At 34.8% G+C, this 19,690-nt stretch carries 17 protein-coding genes and 1 riboswitch; of the genes, 3 read left to right on the plus strand and 14 right to left on the minus strand.

Annotated features, from left to right (window positions below):
- Positions 1 to 103 precede the first annotated feature (103 nt).
- The 3 genes from IGJ27_RS06655 to IGJ27_RS06665 all read right to left on the minus strand — a co-directional run bounded on the left by IGJ27_RS06655 (position 104) and on the right by IGJ27_RS06665 (position 3,609).
- Complete coding sequence (locus tag IGJ27_RS06655; RefSeq protein WP_010737634.1) at positions 104 to 985, minus strand: LCP family protein; 882 nt, start codon at positions 983 to 985, stop codon at positions 104 to 106.
- 79 nt (positions 986 to 1,064) lie between these two features.
- Entirely contained in the window at positions 1,065 to 2,258 is a 1,194-nt protein-coding gene (locus tag IGJ27_RS06660; RefSeq protein WP_034698076.1) for an FtsW/RodA/SpoVE family cell cycle protein, read from the minus strand.
- A gap of 113 nt (positions 2,259 to 2,371) precedes the next feature.
- Positions 2,372 to 2,537: riboswitch (M-box (ykoK) riboswitch) on the minus strand.
- 457 nt (positions 2,538 to 2,994) lie between these two features.
- The gene (locus IGJ27_RS06665; RefSeq protein WP_178305936.1) at positions 2,995 to 3,609 is read right to left on the minus strand and encodes a flavin reductase family protein; all 615 of its coding nucleotides are present in this window, start codon (positions 3,607 to 3,609) and stop codon (positions 2,995 to 2,997) included.
- A gap of 227 nt (positions 3,610 to 3,836) precedes the next feature.
- On the opposite strand from IGJ27_RS06665, the gene IGJ27_RS06670 reads away from it, so the two are divergent.
- Positions 3,837 to 4,607 carry an ankyrin repeat domain-containing protein gene (locus tag IGJ27_RS06670; protein WP_178305935.1) on the plus strand — a complete coding sequence of 257 codons (771 nt, stop codon included), beginning with the start codon at positions 3,837 to 3,839 and terminating at the stop codon, positions 4,605 to 4,607.
- A 283-nt stretch (positions 4,608 to 4,890) separates the two neighbouring features.
- Here the strand turns inward: IGJ27_RS06670 and IGJ27_RS06675 are convergent, their stop codons facing one another.
- The 10 genes from IGJ27_RS06675 to IGJ27_RS06720 form a co-directional block, all read right to left on the minus strand.
- A complete protein-coding gene (locus IGJ27_RS06675; protein WP_178305934.1) occupies positions 4,891 to 5,364 on the minus strand; it encodes a YbaK/EbsC family protein in 474 nt (157 codons plus the stop codon).
- Between the two features lie 202 nt (positions 5,365 to 5,566).
- Entirely contained in the window at positions 5,567 to 7,327 is a 1,761-nt protein-coding gene (locus IGJ27_RS06680; protein ID WP_178305933.1) for a 1-deoxy-D-xylulose-5-phosphate synthase, read from the minus strand.
- 295 nt (positions 7,328 to 7,622) lie between these two features.
- A complete protein-coding gene (locus IGJ27_RS06685) occupies positions 7,623 to 7,865 on the minus strand; it encodes a GlsB/YeaQ/YmgE family stress response membrane protein (protein WP_010719097.1) in 243 nt (80 codons plus the stop codon).
- Positions 7,866 to 7,901: 36 nt separating this feature from the next.
- Positions 7,902 to 8,447: an Asp23/Gls24 family envelope stress response protein gene (locus tag IGJ27_RS06690; protein WP_010719096.1), complete on the minus strand. Its 546-nt coding sequence runs from the start codon at positions 8,445 to 8,447 to the stop codon at positions 7,902 to 7,904.
- A 12-nt stretch (positions 8,448 to 8,459) separates the two neighbouring features.
- The gene (locus IGJ27_RS06695) at positions 8,460 to 8,648 is read right to left on the minus strand and encodes a DUF2273 domain-containing protein (protein WP_010719095.1); all 189 of its coding nucleotides are present in this window, start codon (positions 8,646 to 8,648) and stop codon (positions 8,460 to 8,462) included.
- Between the two features lie 12 nt (positions 8,649 to 8,660).
- Positions 8,661 to 9,224, minus strand: a complete 564-nt coding sequence (gene amaP / locus IGJ27_RS06700) for an alkaline shock response membrane anchor protein AmaP (protein WP_178305932.1) — start codon at positions 9,222 to 9,224, stop codon at positions 8,661 to 8,663.
- A gap of 690 nt (positions 9,225 to 9,914) precedes the next feature.
- On the minus strand, positions 9,915 to 10,073 hold the full coding sequence (locus IGJ27_RS06705) for a cyclic lactone autoinducer peptide (protein ID WP_010737642.1): 159 nt from the start codon (positions 10,071 to 10,073) through the stop codon (positions 9,915 to 9,917).
- Positions 10,057 to 10,653 (minus strand): accessory gene regulator B family protein, encoded by a 597-nt coding sequence (locus IGJ27_RS06710; protein ID WP_053766837.1) that lies wholly within the window; start codon positions 10,651 to 10,653, stop codon positions 10,057 to 10,059. The genes IGJ27_RS06705 and IGJ27_RS06710 overlap by 17 nt, the downstream gene beginning before the upstream one ends.
- Positions 10,654 to 10,761: 108 nt before the next feature.
- Positions 10,762 to 11,508: a LytR/AlgR family response regulator transcription factor gene (locus tag IGJ27_RS06715; RefSeq protein WP_010719092.1), complete on the minus strand. Its 747-nt coding sequence runs from the start codon at positions 11,506 to 11,508 to the stop codon at positions 10,762 to 10,764.
- A 2-nt stretch (positions 11,509 to 11,510) separates the two neighbouring features.
- Positions 11,511 to 12,797: a sensor histidine kinase gene (locus tag IGJ27_RS06720; protein ID WP_178305931.1), complete on the minus strand. Its 1,287-nt coding sequence runs from the start codon at positions 12,795 to 12,797 to the stop codon at positions 11,511 to 11,513.
- 640 nt (positions 12,798 to 13,437) lie between these two features.
- Here IGJ27_RS06720 and IGJ27_RS06725 point away from each other — a divergent pair.
- Positions 13,438 to 13,911 (plus strand): DUF2975 domain-containing protein, encoded by a 474-nt coding sequence (locus tag IGJ27_RS06725; protein ID WP_178305930.1) that lies wholly within the window; start codon positions 13,438 to 13,440, stop codon positions 13,909 to 13,911.
- Positions 13,912 to 13,919: 8 nt separating this feature from the next.
- Positions 13,920 to 14,141 (plus strand): helix-turn-helix domain-containing protein, encoded by a 222-nt coding sequence (locus tag IGJ27_RS06730; RefSeq protein ID WP_010719089.1) that lies wholly within the window; start codon positions 13,920 to 13,922, stop codon positions 14,139 to 14,141.
- Between the two features lie 123 nt (positions 14,142 to 14,264).
- Here IGJ27_RS06730 and IGJ27_RS06735 read toward each other — a convergent pair whose 3' ends face one another.
- Complete coding sequence (locus IGJ27_RS06735) at positions 14,265 to 19,433, minus strand: LPXTG cell wall anchor domain-containing protein (RefSeq protein ID WP_373191454.1); 5,169 nt, start codon at positions 19,431 to 19,433, stop codon at positions 14,265 to 14,267.
- Positions 19,434 to 19,690: the final 257 nt, after the last annotated feature.

A 19,690-nucleotide genomic window follows, 5' to 3' on the forward strand; every position in this document is an offset into this window, starting at 1 on the left:
TTTTCTTGATTTAACTTCTATCCATTTTACCATAAGAAAAGAAGCTAGAACACAACGACAATCGCTTGTTTCTAACTTCTTACACTTTAAATAAAATGTAAATCTATTGGTCTAAAAACTGATTGATTGCTAATTGATTTTTTTCTAAATCAAGTTCTAGTACACTACCAGAAGGTGTGTAATCATTAAAATTCCAACTACCTTCAACTGGTACAGATAACGTATCAATTGGTTTATCATCTTTTAAGAAATCAATGCCACAATCAATTAATACACTTTCAGGTAAATTCGTTTTAATACTTCCCAAGAGTTGACCGATTGCTTTTGGTAATTTAAGGATGGAAGTCACATCTTTTAATTGCTTAGAAATTGCTTTGATCACTTGTTGTTGTCTTCTGATCCGTCCAAAATCTCCTTCAGCATCTTCTCTAAAACGCGCATATTGCAATAAGGTATTCCCATCCATCGTTTGTTCACCTTTTTTGATGTATACACCATCCAAGTCTAAATCTTTCTCAGCATTGATATCAACACCGTTAGGGAATAGCTCATTGACACAATCAATGAAATCTTGGAAGGTGATACTTGCATAATAAGGTGTTTCAAATTTGAAATTTTCTTTCAATGTTTGGTTCAAAAGGTCAATCCCGCCATATGAATAAGCTGCGTTGATTTTATCTTGACCATGCCCAGGTATATCTACATAAGAATCACGCATAATCGAAACCAATTTTGCTTTTTTAGTTTTTTGATTATACTGAGCAATCATCAAAGAATCTGAACGTCCATTCTCTTCTTTCGACCGGGCATCAGAGCCAATCAATGCCACATTGATAATCTTAGGAACACTTTTGGCTTCTACTTTTGGTACATCGTCTGCTCGACTCGTTGAAGAATAACCATGAACAAACTCAAAAGAAAAATAGCCGATGACAATGACGACTGCCGTCAATAGACCTAAAATCACTTTTTGAAATGTTTTCATTTTCGATTCCTCTTTCTAACCGAACCTCTTACTTGAAATATAGCCATTTTTTTATTATGATAGTCCAATTGAGAGATTCTTAATTGTTCTTGTTTAACAGTTCAGGTTTCTTGAGTTGTAACCTCTCAACCTGCTTATTTTTCTCTTTCACTTGTCGAGACGAGATATTCAAAGCTAATCCAATAGCAAAAGACAAGATTAAATAGCTTGTTCCTCCGTAGCTGACAAATGGCAATGGTACACCTGTCATTGGAATTAAACCAAGGATGCTTCCAATATTGATACTTGTCTGAACGAGTATCCATGTCCCTACACCAATTAAGATCAAAGTTGCCTGTTGGTTCTTTTGTTTCGTACTCTTTTGGAAGATTCGCATACATAATAAGAAAAGCAAAAACAAAACAAGTAATGCGCCTATCAACCCAAACTCCTCAGCAATGACTGAGAAAATAAAATCTGTTTCGGATTCAGGGAGATAACCTTTTTTAGTAATACTATTCCCCATTCCTCGACCAAATAGGCCACCGTTGTATAGTGCATAGTAAGAGTTACTCATCTGGTATCCTGCACCATGTTCATCTAAAAATGGATTATGAACCATTGCGATTCGGTCATAAGCGTGTTCAAAAAATGAAGGTAACAAATGATGCTTTTCAAGTAGTAAAACTAAGCCAGCTACTAAGATCAAGCTAGCAATCGCTGCTCCGATAATTATCAGCCCTTTTTTAATGGGAATAGCTGCAGCCCAAAAGATAGCTCCAGCAATAGCTAAAATCATCAGTGCTCCCGCAATTTTAGGTTGAAACAAAACAAGCACGGCGATTCCGCCCACGATCAACACTGGTATATGAAGCTTCTCAGGAACACTGCGGTCATTTCTAAAAAAACGACTTAAATATAAAATCAAAAAAATGGTTGCGATTTCTGACGGTTGAAACTGGATTCCAGCGATTGAAACCCACCGCTGGGCACCATTAACTGTTACAGCAAAAATCCCGAGTTTCATCATCGCTAATAATAAGCCCGATACAATCAATCCAGCTTTTATTATTCTTGGTTTCAGTAGAACTTGTAATCTGATGGAATAGGTCAATACAATTACGCCCCAACTAAGAATAATAAACAAAAATTGCCGAATAAATAAGCTTTTAGGATCACTTCCTGCTACCAATAAACGATAGGAACTAGCACTATATATCTCTAAAAGACCGACAATTGACAAAGCCAAATAAGGGCCTAAAATCAACCAGTCGATCTTTCTGTTTTTCCACATCGCATATCCCCCTCCTCTTACACAAGTTAGGCGAACACGAGCAGTTAAATATAGAATCAGTTATAGAATATAAGAAAAGGTCAGAAACCTTTTCGAACAAGAATTCTGACCTAGCATCATCTCATCGTCCGAGTTTTAGCACTATACAACGTAAAGAAACACTCTTAGCTATTTGAAAAAGCCTTAATCCGACAATTCCTGTTTGACTCATTGGCGTCTTTCGACGTTTCTGAGCAATAGCATATGTTTGTATAGGAGCCTCACCTAACAAGGTTATTACTATTTTTATTTTTTACAGAGTTAATAGTAAGCTTCTTTAACTATTTTAGCAATCATTTATTTGATAAAAAAACAAAATTAATCAATCTTTAATATATTTCCCCTTTTTAGGAAGTCGTTTAGTATGAAAATCCTTTGCTAACTTAATTGATTTTTCTGTTTTATTTTTCTCGTTTTCACTTTTCGGAATAAATTATCAAGTTATCTTAACATTTACATACCAGTTTATCCATGCACCAGAAATCCTCATATCTGCCTTATTACTTGCCTATTTTAAATAAAACTTTAAATCATTCGGTTTACCTAAAAAAACTTTATTGTTTTTTATAACTAAAAAATGTTTTAGCTAAATTTATTTCTTACTCCATTCATGAAAGAAATGAACTTACGCCAATATTATAATAATATTTTTAGGATTATACATCCTCTAAAAATAACATTTTTATCGTCATGTGGTTCACTTTGGCCTAGGAATGGTAAAGATTTTCCCTAAGGTTGCATAATCATTCCCTGCTAATCGACTAACTGGTTGGAGTTTCTTGGGATCGATCTTCCCAGATACTGGATCATATACCTCTTCATTTAATTGATACGTATGGATTTTTAATAAAAAAAGATCGGCAGTAACTTCTTGCTCATTCTTAATTTCGAGATGGTCATATAAATCTGTTTCAAAAACAATTTTAGACTCATTGATTGGTGGAATTGAACCATTCCTATTTGTTTTCGTAGTCAAGTTAGTCAAGGTTAGTTCACTTTCTTCTTGCGGAAGAGTTGCTGCTGTTTTATTGACCTCCACCACATTTTGCTCATCTAAAACTTGGATAATTGCTTCTTTCCTTAGTAAGATATTTTTAGCAGTATCTTTCATCTGCTCATTTTTTCTTTGGACAGCTAACGAAACGATGGGTGGATTTGAACTAACGATATTAAAATAGCTGAATGGCGCAATGTTTAAGTTCCCTTTCTCAGTTAATGTTGAAACAACAGCTACTGGTCTGGGAATAATTGAACCAATCAGTAATTTATAATTTTCTCTTTCTGTTAATTGAGATGACAAACGTGTAAACATCTACTCCCCTACTTTCATTTGACAGAATCAAAAGCTGTTCTCCTGTCTAGATTTAGTCAGACACTATTTTTTACTATCTATCATTGTTCTTTTTTTGTCAAGAATCCGTCTTGGAAGCGTTGCTAATTACGTTTTTGCCTCTATTAAAGAGCTGTGCATTGTTTAGCAAGTATTTATTTTGCTGTTTATGGCTATTTCAACTAAAATAATATGGAGGAGGCGTTTTCATGAAACCTTATTCAATCCTATGGTTATTCCCTACGTTATTGGTATTTGCAGGATGCGCCAATCAGTCCCCTCAGTCAAATGGTGCTACTACTAGCACGAATTCGATTGTTTTGGATTCTACAACTTCTGCGCCTTTACCAACTAATCCCAACCATCCATCAAAGGAGGAAACACCAATGTCAATTGCTCCAGGTCGCTTGTTACAAGCTGTTAGTGCCGAGGATTTAAATCTAGTTCAAACGTTGTTAGACCAGTCAACTGCGATGATTGATGAACAAAATGAAAAAGGAGAATCCCCATTATTGATTGCTGTCCACCATAATATGATCGATATTGCAAAAATCCTCGTTGATCACGGTGCGAATATCAACTTACAAGATCATATTCAAGATAGCCCTTACTTATATGCTGGCGCACAAGGAAAAACTGAGATTCTTACTTATATGCTTGAAAATAGTGAACCTGATCAGTCGATCGTTAACCGTTTTGGTGGTAATGCATTGATACCAGCTGCCGAAAAAGGACATTTAGCCAACGTCAAACTTTTGCTAACTGATGGTCGTGTTGATATTGACCATCAAAATCATTATGGCTATACTGCCTTGATTGAAGCTGTGGCTTTGCGAGATGGCTCAAAGATCTACCAAGACATCGTCCGAGAATTATTGGCTCATGGTGCAAATAAAGAATTGCGTGATAATCAAGGAAAAACTGCCGAAGATTATGCCAGAGAATTAGGATATGATCAACTATTATCTCAATTAACTTGATTACAGAGTAAACAATAATTTCCAAATAAAAAAGCTGATGATCGATGTTTTATAACAAAATGACACTTTTGTTTATAGCTTAGACATTTGCTTTTTTGTTTTACTTTCACGATCGTCTCATCGTTTTTGTCTGAACCATGTTCGATTTACTTTCTGATCAGCTAAGCTTTTTGGTATGGAACGTCACATCTGCGCCTTTACTCATACGCAGTTTTTCTATCACGAAACCTTCGTTAAACAAAAGATTTCACTTAAGATGAACCTGTTTCATTATGGTTACAGGTCACTCCACTGCTGGTAATACATACGTTTTTATTTCTAATACTTGAATGATCTTATCTAAATCTGCCACTTTGACTACCATGGTTTGATCAGGTCTACCAGGTGCAAATACTAATTTTTCTTGAGCGAATATTTCTTCATCAATAATGACAGGAACAGATGATTCATAACCAAAAGGTGAAACAGCACCTGGCTTTTGTCCCGTTTCCGCTTCCATTTCTTCAGCCGAAACAACTGACACTCTTTTACCAATCTGTTTGCTTAATTTTTTAAAGTCACTCCTTTTAGTCGTGAAGGTTAAAAAAATATAGCGATTGTTTTGTTTATCTTTTAAATATAAGCTCTTCGTCTCAGTACCACTAAACCCTTGTTCCTCTTTTACAACTAACGCATCCTCATTGGTAAAAATTGGGCGATGGCGATAAAGTTCAAACGCAATCTGGTTTTGTGTAAATATTTCTTGCAAATCAATCAAATAAAAAACCTCCTTAACAATAGATTATTTCTTTACTTTTCTATTTTATGGGATTTTTATCGATAAAAGCAATGTTTATTTCATTACTCGTTCGGTTTATCCCTAACTTTGTTTACATAATATAAATATAGTTTATTTAAGTCGGGTTTCTTAAAAAAACAGAGTAAATTCGTTTGATATCACGAATTTACTCTGTTTTTTTCTATTGATTTAAACTGCTAAGACTATCTGCTACGATTTGTTTTGGTGTTAAATGATAACGTTCATACAAAGTTTGAACAGGTACACTATCAGTAAACTCTTTTTGAGAACCAAAGTTTAGGACTTGGATTGCTGAATCTCCATAATAACGACTGATTTTTTCACCAAATCCGCCCGAAAGACTACCATCTTCTAAAGTGATAATCAATTGGTGATTTTCTTTTAATTCTTCTAAAGTTTCATGATCAAGTTCGGTGATCGTTCCAGGGTTAATCAAAGTGCCTGAAATCCCCTGATTCGCAAATTCTTCTAAAGCTTGTTTACCTAATTCAAGGAAGCCACCTAGTGCTAAGATTGCAACTTTATCTCCAGCAACCAAGCGTTGGTAACTTGGAATAGCGTAGTCTTTTGCGATTGCTTCACCAGATGTCACACCATGAGCAGGGATTCTAATAGCAACCGGTGAATCGGTTTGCGATAAACTCCAATCCAACATCGAAAGTAAGTCTTCCTTCGTAGCTGGCGCTAAATATTTAATATTAGGAATACTTGAAAGATAAGGAATATCAAAAGTCCCTTGGTGGGTACGATCACTTCCTGAAATGCTTGCTCCTCCAATTAGAATGACTACTGGATTTTCGTTGATCGCTAAATCATGAGATAATTGATCATATGCTCGTTGTAAAAACACACTTGAATGGAATACCACAGGTCGAATCCCTTGAGATGCTAAAGCAGAAGCAAATGTGATCGAATGTTGTTCTGCAATCCCCACATCAAAGTAGTGTTCTGGATGTTTTTTTTGAAATTCCTTTAAGCCAAACATTCCTGGAATCGCAGCATTCACAGCCACGATAGGCGTTGCACTTGTTTTCGTTTTTTCATCAAGATAGTTCATCATTATTTGATTAAAACTTTCACTAGTAGGAGCATTTTTCGCTTCGCCTGTTTCTAAATCAAACGGTACATGCCAATGATATTTCATTTTGTTTTCGACGGCTGGCTCATAGCCATGACCTTTTTCGGTGTGAACATGTAAAACGATTGGATGGTCAATGTCTTTAATTTCTCTGAAAACCTCAATTACTGTTTCTAAATCATTACCATCCGCAATGTAGCGATAATCATACCCCATCGCTTTAAATAAATTATCATTACTTGTCCCATTGCTTTCACGAAGCTCTGCTAAATGACGATATAAACTTCCCTGATTCTCATCAATGGACATTTCATTGTCATTCACTAAAACGATCAAATTAGAATTGATTGTTCCACCATTATTCAAACCTTCAAAAGCTAAGCCTCCACTTAAGGAACCATCCCCGATAAAAGCAATGATATTTCCTTTCTCCTGTTTCAAATCACGGGCTTTTGCAAGACCGACCGCTAAACTGATCGAAGTTGAAGTATGCCCCACAGTAAAATAATCATGTTCACTTTCATGTTGATTTGAATAGCCGCTAATTTCGTGGTAGCTTCCCTCCTCAAATCCATTTTTACGACCAGTTAATAACTTATGTCCATAAGATTGATGGGAAACGTCCCAAACAATTTTATCCTTGGGAGAGTCAAACACATGGTGGAAAGCAATTGTTAATTCCACGACACCCAAATTTGGGCCGACATGTCCTCCGATCGCACTATTTTTTTGTAAAATCTTTTCTCTCATTTCTGTAGCTAATTCAGACATTTCGTCTATCGTTAGTTTTTTTACCTCTGTTGGACCATTGATTTGGTCTAAGATGTTTGTCTTTATACTCACTATTCTCTCTCCTTTTGCAATAACATGTCCGAAAAGAATAATTCATTTCGGCCTTAGTAATTGTTACCACAAAAGATATTGTACTACTTGGAGTCAACTCTAAGTCAAGAGGATTTTGAGTAAAACTTCACAATAACAATGATATTTTTATTCTAAACAGCTTACACGAATAAACTTTACTAACTAGACCGAATTTTTTTAAAGTAGATAAAAAAAGCTGAGACAATTATTGTCTCAGCTTCTGATTTTATTTATGATCGATCAAATGATCCGATCAAATGATCCGATCAAATTCTTACAGTTTACGAGCAAAGAATGATACGACCAATACAAGAATGATTGCACCAATCAATGATGGAACGATTGCCATGCCCCCGATACTTGGTCCCCAAGTGCCAAGTAAAGCTTGTCCGATCGCTGATCCAACTAGACCTGCGACTACGTTAGCAATGATTCCCATTGAAGAACCTTTATTTGTAATAGCCCCTGCAATTGCTCCGATAATACCACCGACGATTAATGACCAAATAAATCCCATTTTAATTTCCTCCTAATTTCTTTTACTAACAATCAATTACTGAACACGTGGTTCAGTGTTTTCTTTCACTTTTTGTGTTCCTTTATTCATAGCTGCTTTTGCTTTATCTGTTTGTTTTGAAGCAAATTGACCAGTTGATTTAGCAGCATCTGTCACTTTGTCTTGGACAGTTTCTTGATCTTTTGCATATTCTTCTTGTGTTTTGATATCAACTACATTCACATTCACTTCGATTACATCTAAATGTGTCATATCATTCACTTCACGGCTGATCAAGTCTTTAATTTGATCATAGATATTTTCAATATCTTTTCCGTATTCTACCACTACATCTAAGTCAACAGCTACTTGTTTTTTACCAACTTCTGCATTGATTCCTGCTGTGACATTATCCGTGTTCACTAATTTTTCAGCAATGTTTGAGAAGAAACCGCCATCTAATGTTAATAAACCATCAACATCTTTCAAAGCATAACCGATGATTTTTTGAATTACTTTATCTTCGTAAGTTAATTCTCCACGTGAAATATGGTTATTCTCAGATGTCATTGTATTTGTGTTTTTGATTTCTTTGTTTTCCATGTCCAGTTCCTCCTAAGATTTAAAAAATTGATCAAATATTTTTGTTTCTTTCAAATAAAAACCAATGCCTGCACCTATAGCAGTCATGATTAATATTAGAAGTGTTTTAAAAAATCCAACTGTTATCCATAAAACAGCTAACAGTAAGCCAAGTCCCCCGAAGATAATAGGGAGCTTGTACGCTGAAAATATCTCTTTCATGATGGGCCCCTCCTATTCTACTCGAGCGTGCTTGTGTACATTACTGTCGTAATCTTCAAATCCACTATAAGTAACAGCTACAGCGATGTTTTGTTCAGTACCAAGTACTCGTGCCACTTGTTGTTCAATGTCACGCATCAATTCTCCTGTTTTACCAATTAAAGAGGATGTTCGTTTTAAATCCCCTTTTACATGGACATTGATTTTATTTTTTGTTGAGCGTACTCGAACTTTTGGTGAACCAACAAATTCTTCTTCATGTAATTGTGATCGCACAAGCCCTTCGATTGCTTTCTTGTCTAAAGTCAGTTTTCCATCTTTTTGTTTTAAAACAAACGTTCCTTTGGATTTTGGATAGAAAAGAACAACTAATAACAAAATAAGCACAAGTATAGCAAAAACGACAGCTGTCCAAAATAGATATTGTTGCACGTAGTAGTTCGTTATGACAAAAAATCGAAAACGTTCCAACTGTTCTGGCATCATATACGGTGCGTTGATCAACGCAATCCCTAAAAGCACCGTCAGCAAGAATAAACTTGCAAGAATACCGACGATCTTCCACCCTTTATTCATTCTCCACCTCCTACTTCTAATTGACCGTGATCACACATGTTATTTACAAGATTTTATAGAAAGCGCTACCATGCCATGCTAATACTAATAGCCTTTTTTCACTTTCTATGACAATCATTCATAAATAACGTTTCCCTCCAATAGACTGTGTTGCCTTTTTTCTATTGGGTATATTTAAAGGATAGTAGTCTACATTAAAAAATGCAAAGATAATGCTCAGTTATTATTACAAAAAACTATCAGTTGCTATGAAAATTTTCTAATATTTATCGTTTCCTACTCTCTTTCTTCTTTCTTATCTGTAAAAAACAGATAAAATTTCTTTCCAAATATCTTTTAAATGAATTATACTTAAGTAAAGATCATTTGAAGAAATGGAACGCTTTAGCCATGTTTTTGAAAAAAGGGGTGTTGTGAGATTATGGTAAAGAAAATAATTTATGCTCTAATAACTACCTTAATTTATTTAATCGTTTCTAATGCAGGGAATTTATTTTTTGGAATTTCAAAAGAATTTAGTTGGACAACGACATTATGGGAATCTTTTTTCTTTTTTATATTTGTTTTGCTCTTACAAAATTATCGAAAAAAATAAGTCTTAGGGTCAAAATAGCAACTACTATTTTTGATCCTAAGACTTATTTCGTATAATGAATTCTTTTTATTCCACTAGTATTTCGATTTCCAAGTTTATTTTTCGATTTGTTTCAATGCATCAGGTACTTTTGGTTCATAAATAATTCCTGTACACATTGTTCCTTTACCTATAGCTTCTGTAGCAACAGCAATAGCAACAGTTGCTAAAATTCGCATATATTTTAATTTTCTTGAGCTAATTTTTTTTAACATTTTCTTCATCCTTTCTTTTTTGAACAAACATTAAAAGGGTTGAGATCATCATGCCTAACAACAGTAAGGTACGAATACGGTTATTTGATTGAATCCCACCAAAAATAGTAAGGAACAAACTGACCACTATCATCTGGCTCTTTCCATTTAGCAAAGAACTTTTCGCCGGTTTTTGTGCGATCACTATCCCTTTGAACCACAAGATCAAGCAAATCATGAGACTGCAGATCACAAAGCTGGCTCTTGTGACATCTACAGCAAAAGTAGTAACTAGATATGGTAATAAGACAAAGAAAAATAGACTTAAGACCGTACATACATTACTATCTCTTGCATGAAAACTTTTTGTTGTTCTTCTCATTAGTGTAAATGCCAAATGAGTAGTCAAAACCGGCAGAATAATATGAAGACACCCAGCTAAACAGTAGATAAAAAATATCTTTGAACTAATTACCAGAAGAACAGCTAATCCATATTCCATTTTTGCCAAGTCAATTTCTGACAATTGTAATTGTCTTCCTATCCGCTTACTAATTGTTTTTGAAACTTTTTCTTCTAAAGATATAGATTCTTCCGACATTTGATCCGCTCCTTTTCATCTATATTATATTTGTTTTTTTATAAGATAGTTGGTTTTATCAAAAGTGAACGTTATTTGATCAAAAGTGCGGAATACCTGGAGATGTAATCAACAACTGGTTAATTTCTTGAACTGATTTACTACTTTCTTTAAATGACGAGTAGAAACTAAACATTTTGCTCCATTGGACATAGTGATCACTCGTTCTTTTTTATTGATCTCTTTCACATTCATCAGATTAACTACGTAAGATTGATGGCAACGACAAAATACCTCATACATACTTTCTACTTCTTTGATCTTCCCTATATACTCAATTCTGCGGTTATCTAAATAGACGATCAATTTATGGGGTGTTGGACTAGATTCAAAATAAAATATTTCATCGACATATAACTTTACATCAACTGGACCATTCTTAATCCAAATTTGGGGTCTAGTTTCCAGATTTGTATTCAAATAGCGTTCAATTGCGACGTCAATACATTCCGTCACTCTCTTTTGAAAGGTATCCATATTATCTTTAACAATGTAATCTAATGCTTCTACTTTGTATAAAAAAGTTAAATAGACTAAATCTGTATAAGTTGTCACAAAAATGATTTTTGCTGTTGGGTCGTAATCTCTGATTTTTTTTGCTAACTCGATCCCATTTAAATCCGTTTTTAGATCAATATCCAAAAAATAGATTCCTTCTGTTTTATGTTTTGAAATAAACGACAAGATCATCATTGGATCATCCGTAGCAAATTGGAATTGAACATCATAGTCTTTCATCAATAAATAATTTGTAATCATTCGAGTAAGCTTATTACGATGAGCAATTTCATCATCACAAACAAATATTTTTAACATTACTAGCCCCTCATTCCACTAATCGTTATGATTTGTATAAAGCGATTGTTTTCAATTTTTGTTTCTAAAAAAACATTCTCATTCAAATGAACAAGCTCGTCCAGATTCGTTAGTCCTAGTCCTTGATTTCCTTTTTTAGTAGTAAAATTTACTTTTTTCAATTCATGTAATTTAGGAATACTCGAACGACATTGATTCATTAAGACAAAAAAACAATTTTTGTCTTCCTCCATAATAGTCAATTCAATTTTTCCCTTTTCTAAAAAGGCTGATTCTTCAATTGCATTATCCAGTATAATCCCTAGCATACGAACAAGTGTGACTGTTGAGATAGCGATATCCGTAATGGGTGTTGGAATCATTACGTTTACTTCGACACCCTTTTGGCTAGCCACGTATAATTTACTCAAAATAATGCTTTTTATCTCTCTAATTTTAAGATTTGAAATCGAAGCAATTGGGAGATTGTTTTCTTCAAAAATCGTTTCTGTTGCTTTGATACTTTGATAAAAATACTTTTGCAGCCCTTCAATATCCTTTGTTTGAATATAATCCTCTATTGAAAACAAAATATTCTTATAATCGTGTTTAAATTTTCGTAATGCAAGATAGTTATTTTCGATCTGTTCACTGTATTCAATCAGGTGACGCATTTCTTTTTGCTGCTCTCGTGTTTCGAATTCTTTTTTCTTGATAAAAAGTAGTACACAATAAATTATGGTAGACATTACACCATAAAGAACCGTAAATAATTCATTACTGATAACTAGGAATCTTGCTAAAACAGAAAAACGATCACTACAAATGTTAATAAAATAAATAATAATCGTAAAAAAAACAACGATGGCCGCTATTTTTAAAGTCGTTTTATCCCTAATAATCTTTGGTATGACCATTTTTTTTAGAAAAACAGTAACGATCCATAAACAACCTGTTCCTAAAACAGCTGTTAAAAAATCGCTGATATCCCAACCTAAAATTTTATATAGATATTTGGCTGTTCCATCAATGAATATGTAGAAAAATAAAATAATCGAAGGATAAAATATCGCTATATCAATGTTTCGATCAATAAAATAGATACTTAGACATAATCCAGCCCATAAGATAACGGTCGCAATGATATTGATCCATTGATATAAAGTAATATAAGCGATTACACTAATAAACGAAAACAATTGAAATTTTTTATTTGATAAAAGATTCCTTAGATAACCAAGAGCCATAAAAACAGTGTAAAGCTGACCAATCAAAATTAGGATAAATAAACTTTCTTCATTTAATTTCATTTAAACTTCCCCTAACAACCTAATAATTTTATCTGAATTTTTTATCCATACTTATATAACAATTTATATTAGCGTATTTTGTTTCTCCACTCCCCACAACCAAACAAAATAAAACAATTAGTTATTTGTACACCTAATTTTAATAACGAAAAATAGGAATAAATTTTCTCAACCAATCATGATCTTCGTTGTTATTTGTGATTTTAGCATATTTACTTTAGATTTGGGAGGGTATAAACATGATAATGATACGTTTTTCTACTTAAAAGTTCTGTTATTTAAAACTATCGCAAATGTAATCTAAATTAAATATCTTTTTTGCAAATGATATGTTATAATTAATCTATTGCGATAAATATTTTATGCGAGATTTTGATTTGTTTTGATGAAATTTAATCCCACTGGCGTAACTTCAGGGTTACAAGGATGTATTAGTGGTTAGGGAATACATTGTTTAAATGAGAAATAGTCCATTTTTAGTAATAGTTTTACAGCTTTAAAATATAATATGATTCGTTAGAACGCCTTTTCTTTATTGAAAAAGGCGTTTGTCCATCCTTCTATTTATCGTTTATCGATAAATAATTATTGATAATGAACAAACCTCATGCTATACTAATAAAAATTTAGGAGGCATTTTATGAAATCCAAACTGTTCTTTATCCAATTAATCGTTTCTGTTTTTTGTTTTGTTCCCCTTCTCTTGGGAACGCTATTAACTATTCAATTGAGTACAAATCCTACAAATCCATTTAGCAACTGGCAAACTACACTATTTATTCTAGTTCTTTACCTGATCCTTCTAGTGACTTTGTTGCTCAATTTCTTCCTGCTCCGCTTAGTCAAAACCTTCCCTTCAAAGGAAACTTTTACTAAAAAGAGTCTAAAGCTTAGCAGTAAAATCCGATCTTGCCTTTTATGTATCACGATCCTTGCATTTGGTATTTTGCCAAAATTTTACCAAATAGCTGATATGAGCGATAGTCCAGGAATCGTACTCATCGCTTTCGTCTTACTCTTTATCCCTTTTTTTATCTACATCCTTTCAAGCATTTTGATTGATTTACTTAAACAAGCCATTTATTTAAAAAATGACTATGATCTAACAGTGTGAGGTGTCGAATGTCTATTATTATCAATTTAGATGTCATGTTAGCCAAGCGAAAAATGAGCGTGACCGAACTGAGTGAAAAAGTAGGTCTTACGATGGCTAATATCTCTATTTTAAAAAATGGTAAAGCAAAAGCGATTCGGTTTTCTACGCTCGATAAGATTTGCGAAGTTTTAAACTGCCAACCAGGTGATATCCTCGAATATCAAGATACAAGCCAAATGAGAGAGTAGCTCATTTCTTTAGTTGAGTGACACCAATGAAAGCTAACTACTTTCTAATCAATCTGAAGACCGACAAAAAAGCCCACGTCAGCTGTAGTCTAGCTAACGTGGGCTTTTTAATAACTGATTATCTTATTTTTTAGAATTTTTATTTGCTTTTCTTTTTCTCCAAAACAGGATGATTCCCGCTAAACTAACAATCAAGACACCTGATACAGTAAAAACCGTATTTTTTGTTTCATTGGTTTTTGGTAAATTACCATTTTTTGCGCCACTTGTATTGTCTCCATTTGAGTTCTTTTTTTCTGAATCTGTTCCTGTGATCTCTTTATCTTCAGTCATGCTATCTTCTGTACCATCTTCTAAAGCACCATCCGTCCCTTTTTCCACCACTTCATAAGCCGCTTCAGTTTCAGTAGAAAAACCACCATAGGAACGGTCAGCTTTCACGACTAGTTTAGCAACACGATACCCCAAAGAGGAAGTATCGATTTCTGTTTCAGGATCTAATGCAACCGTATAAGCAGTTTTTGGCAGCTCTTTGCCATTGACTTTAACTTCTTTCAAAAGATTTTTAAGGTCCACACGTTTCGTATCGATAACTATTTGCGCTTCTGCTGGTGTCACGGTAAAATCTCCTGTTGGTTCAAACCCATATTCAGTCACATTGTAATACGCATAATTGGAACCATAAGTGTAATTTCGCTCTTCTTCTTCTGCCATCAAGACATTCCCACTTGGATCGGCGTGATACACTTTAATTTGATCTCCCACCGAAACTTTTAATGGTTCCCCACTATTGAATCGATTAATCGATTGTTCAATTGTTTGCGTACCACGAACTTCGTATTTATATTTACTGCTGTTATTTGTAAAAACTTCAATCCCATAGTAAATTTCCATGTCATCATATTCTGTGATACGGTTCGATAAGTCACTTCCGTCTTCTCCCTGTAATGATTGGAGTTTGATTTGTTTGTTTTCTTTTATCAAACTGTAGGCACCTACAGTATCGCCATCTTGATTTTTTAGTTGGATCGTACTTCCCCACTTCACTTCGTAAGGCACTTCCACTTCTGTAGAAGTCACCTCATCTGCGGTAGACAATTTCACTTTTAACATTTTCTGTCCAGTGGTATTTGTATCAAAGTCAGAAACTTGTTCGACATCATATAATGTCGTCTCTAATTTTTGACCATTGAAAGTGACATTTTTAATCAAATCCATTCCATCAATGTCACTGGTATCTTCGCCCAAGGTAAATTCATGCGAAACTGTTTCAGCCTCCATCTCAGTGATGGGAACAAATTCTTGACTGGCCACTTGATAATAGGCGTAGTTGGAACCCGCTGTATAATTTTTCGACAAGTCATCTCGCATCAATAAATTATTCTTCGCCTCTGCATGATAAACTTTAACGATGTCCCCTTCCTCAATCGGTAATGGTTGGCCATTATTAAACCCATTGATCGCCTGCCACACTGTCATATTGCCCGTCACATCATACTGGTATTTTATTTGTTCCGATAATCGAGTAGTCGGATCTAAGCCCATAATATTTTCGACAGTGACACCTGTTTTTTCTTCGGACTGATTTTCTGGATTTCCTACTATTTCGATTCGATAGTAAGTATCGCGACCAAAGGCACTATTCACATGATCCGATAAAACGGTGGAATCATCCCCTTTGCCAGCTTGTATCGTCCACTCTCCGCCTTGTTCCACAATACTATAAGCGCCCACATTCTGGTCATCTAACCCTTTAAGTAAGAAAGTACTTCCCCAAGCCACTTCATAAGGAACATCCAGTTCAATATCTGCTGAGCCATCTTCTGGCTTAAGATTTAATTTGACTTCTCTTTTACCAACAGTAGAGGTGTCCATTTTAGAAAGTTGCGTAATCTTATAATTTTTGCTTTCCACCCGTTCACCATTGATCGTTATATTCGCTAATAGCTGACTCAAGTCTATATTTTGAGTGTTTTCCATTAAAGAAAAAACTTTATTTGGTCCTACAGTTTCAATTACCGGCATGGGCTCAAACCCATAAGAAGTTATGCGGTAATTAGCATATGGAGAACCATAGGTATAGTCCTTTTCTGTTTCATTTACCAGTAAGACAGAGCTACCGTCTGAACGTTGGGGATGATATAGTTTTATGATATCACCTGCTTGGACATTCAATTTTTGTTTCGAGCCAAAATTAGCCATTACCTCTTCTAACGTCGCATAACCCGGTATCTCTTGCGAGTAAACAGATCGCCCTTCACGCACTATTTCAATGGAATAGTAAAGTGAAGAATCGGTACTAATTGGTGCATTAAGATCGGTTTTTAATCCTTGGTTAAAGACTAATACACGATTCGTACTGGAAGTTCCCGCATATAATGAAAAGGCCCCGGCTGATTGTCCATTCTGAGCTTTTATCAAAATAGTTTTCCCCCATTTGACTTCATAGGGAACGTCAAGCTCTTTTGACACCAGCCCATCTTTCGTATCAATACGTACCTTGATCGTTTGTGAACCAGCTACCGAAGTATCGAAATCACTCATTTGTTTGACTGTATATAAATTACTAGCCACTATCGTTCCATTGACCGTAATACTATTGATCAACTTCGATCCATCAACGTTACTGCTGTCTTCACCCAAGGTAAATTCTTGAGGCATCGAATCAGCCGCAACCGCTAAAATTGGTTCCAAGCCATATTCAGTGACTTCATAATACGCATAATCGGAACCCATCGTGTAATCCTTGACTAATTCGTCTTTCATTAATAGATTTTTCCCAACAGAATCGGCATGGTACACTTTGATCACGTCACCTTCATTGACATCCAGCGGTTTTCCCTCGTTGAAACCGTAGATGGATTCACGAATCGACTGATTGCCTATCACTTCATAACGGAACTTGTTAGTTGTCCCCTGTAAAATTTCAATGGAGTAAAAGGTATCTCTACCAAAGTAGTTATTGACTGGCTCGTCTAATTCTGTACCTTCTACGCCCTGGCTAGCTTTAATCTGCCATTGATCATTACTTTTTAGTAAACTGAATGCACCAACAGTCGATTCTTTCAACCCCTTTAGAACGAAAGTATCACCCCATTTCACTTGATAAGTGACTTCAACTTCTTCAGAGACTAAACCATCTTTTGTGGTAATATTGACTCTCATCGTTTGCTTACCAACTGTTCGAGTATCCCCCCCATCGATAAGGTTGATTTTATACTGTTCATTCGAAGTTAATTGATCATTAAGACGTATATTTTTGATGAACTCTTGTGGATTCAATTGGTTGATATCTTCGCCTAAAAAAAATACTCTTGCGCTTTCAGCTGTTATTACGGGTGCTGGGTCTAAACCATACGCTGTTACACGATAACGAGCATTCTCTGTTCCGTATGTAAAATCTTTTTCTTCTTCATCAATCATCACGACCGAGCTATTAGCTGTTTTCCCTGGGTGTGTGATTTGGATGATATCATCTATTTTAACGTCTATTTTATTCTCTTTATCTCCGAAAGCATTCATAATTTCTTGTAAAGTTGCCCGATTTGTTACTTCTTGCGTATAGATCGTTCTCTCATTACGTAAAATATCCAACCGATAATACAGTTTAAATGGATCTTGTAATTTTCCTACCGCCACGTTTAACGGTGATTCTAATCCTTGGCGAATCGAAAGAGCAGCGGAGTCATTATTTGAGTTACTGACATCAAGAGTGAAAGCACCTGCAGAATGGCCATCAATTGAACGCATTAAGATGGTATTGCCCCATAATACGTTGACTGTAGTGGTTCCTGTTCCTTTAATCCAGACACTCGCCTCAGAAGCTTTTTTCTTAACTGTAATGTTTACTTCTTTTTGACCAATAGTCTGAAAATTTGTATCGGTTGTTTCGTCCACGACCAATTCTAACTCATTAACGTCTACTTTCTCACCTAACAGTGTCACTTCTTCTATATAATTTTTAAAATTTGAACTTAAAGAAGGGTAGGATACTCCTAATATTCGTTCTTCTAATGGTTTTAATTTAACTTCTAAACCTGGATTGGAGATAACTTCAATTTGTACTGCACTGTCTGCAGTACGCCCATCTGAGGAGGTCGCTTTCGCCAGACAAGTTTGAATACCCTCTTGATTCATATCAGGGGCTTTGACCCATTCAACTTTGTATGTAGACTCTTCATAATGATTCACCACATTAAAATAATCGGCTGCTTTTGGAACAGCACCATATTGTATGACTTTATGTTCTCCTGCTTTTGGTAACATCTCTAGCGGCAAAGGCATAATCGTAATCGGCACAGTTACTTCAAGCGTTCGTCCAGAGTCATCACTGACTACTATTTTCGCTTCTTGCACTCCTGGCTGACTCGTATCAGGAGATGTTTTCCATTCATATTTTACTTTTCCTCGAGTATTCTCTACTGACTCAATATATTCTACAGCTTTAGGTACCTCATCACCTTGTTTAAGCGTATGTGCGCCATCTTTTATTGAAGCTTTCAATTTCCCAATACTTGATTCTGCATCAGGAAAATCTACTGAAAAATCAATTGCATCATATTCTTTAACTATCCCATAAAAGTAAGTAGGATAATAAAAGATTTCCATAGGGAAAATCTCGGGTTGGTTTGGCGCAATTTTCAGACGAGTGAATGTAACATGATAACCCGTAGCATCTGATTGAACCAATTTCATTCGCCAATTTCCGCTTTTTGAATCTACACTAAAATGTTCACCTTCTGGAATAGTTCCATTATGTGGTGCCCCTTGAGGTAATAAATGTATTGTGTCCTCCTTTATCAGAGCTCCATCACGAGGGAGATCAGGGTCATAAGGTGGCGTATCACCTATAAAGGTACCTCCCTGTTTGGTATAATCAAATTCTGAAACAAGTCTATATTTTAAATATACTTGTTCATCTACTTTATAATTTAAGTTACTCTCATTTATTGTAGTTATTATCATACTATTCAAATATTTCCCTACATACGCAGAAGATGTCTTCCTAAGTTCTCCACGTTGATAACTGGTTAGCACAGAGTCTCTAGAAGAAATTGTTGTATTTTTTTGATCATCTTCTGGATCTACTATATTATCATTCTCTGCTTTTTCACTTGTTTTTTTTTCTTTTCCCTGATTTATTTTTTCAGTTCTTTTTGATTTTTGACTTATAGCTCTGCTTTCATTTGTAGGCAACATCGAACCTGCTCCCACGATAGTCCCACTATTCGTTTGACCGAGTATCAATGCAAAAATCAACGCACTTTTCAATAATCGTTTTTTATCTTTCAACATAATCCTCCCTTGATTACTCTATTAAGAAAAAAATTTTTCTTTCATCAAGAAGCATATAAGGAATTATTTTATCGTACAATGTCATATTTTACCAACAAACCAGGAAAAATAGACTTACTTCAAATTGTTATTTTTTAAATTGTACTATAAATGTAAAAGGAAATGAAAAAAACTGATATTTATGGGATTGATGAATCATCATTGATTTTTCCGTTTCATTTCAGATAGTAAAAATGCTGAGGAAAACTGATATT

Origin of the sequence: Enterococcus sp. DIV1726a, from assembly GCF_051710985.1 — a bacterium.
Lineage (GTDB): Bacteria > Bacillota > Bacilli > Lactobacillales > Enterococcaceae > Enterococcus_B > Enterococcus_B hirae.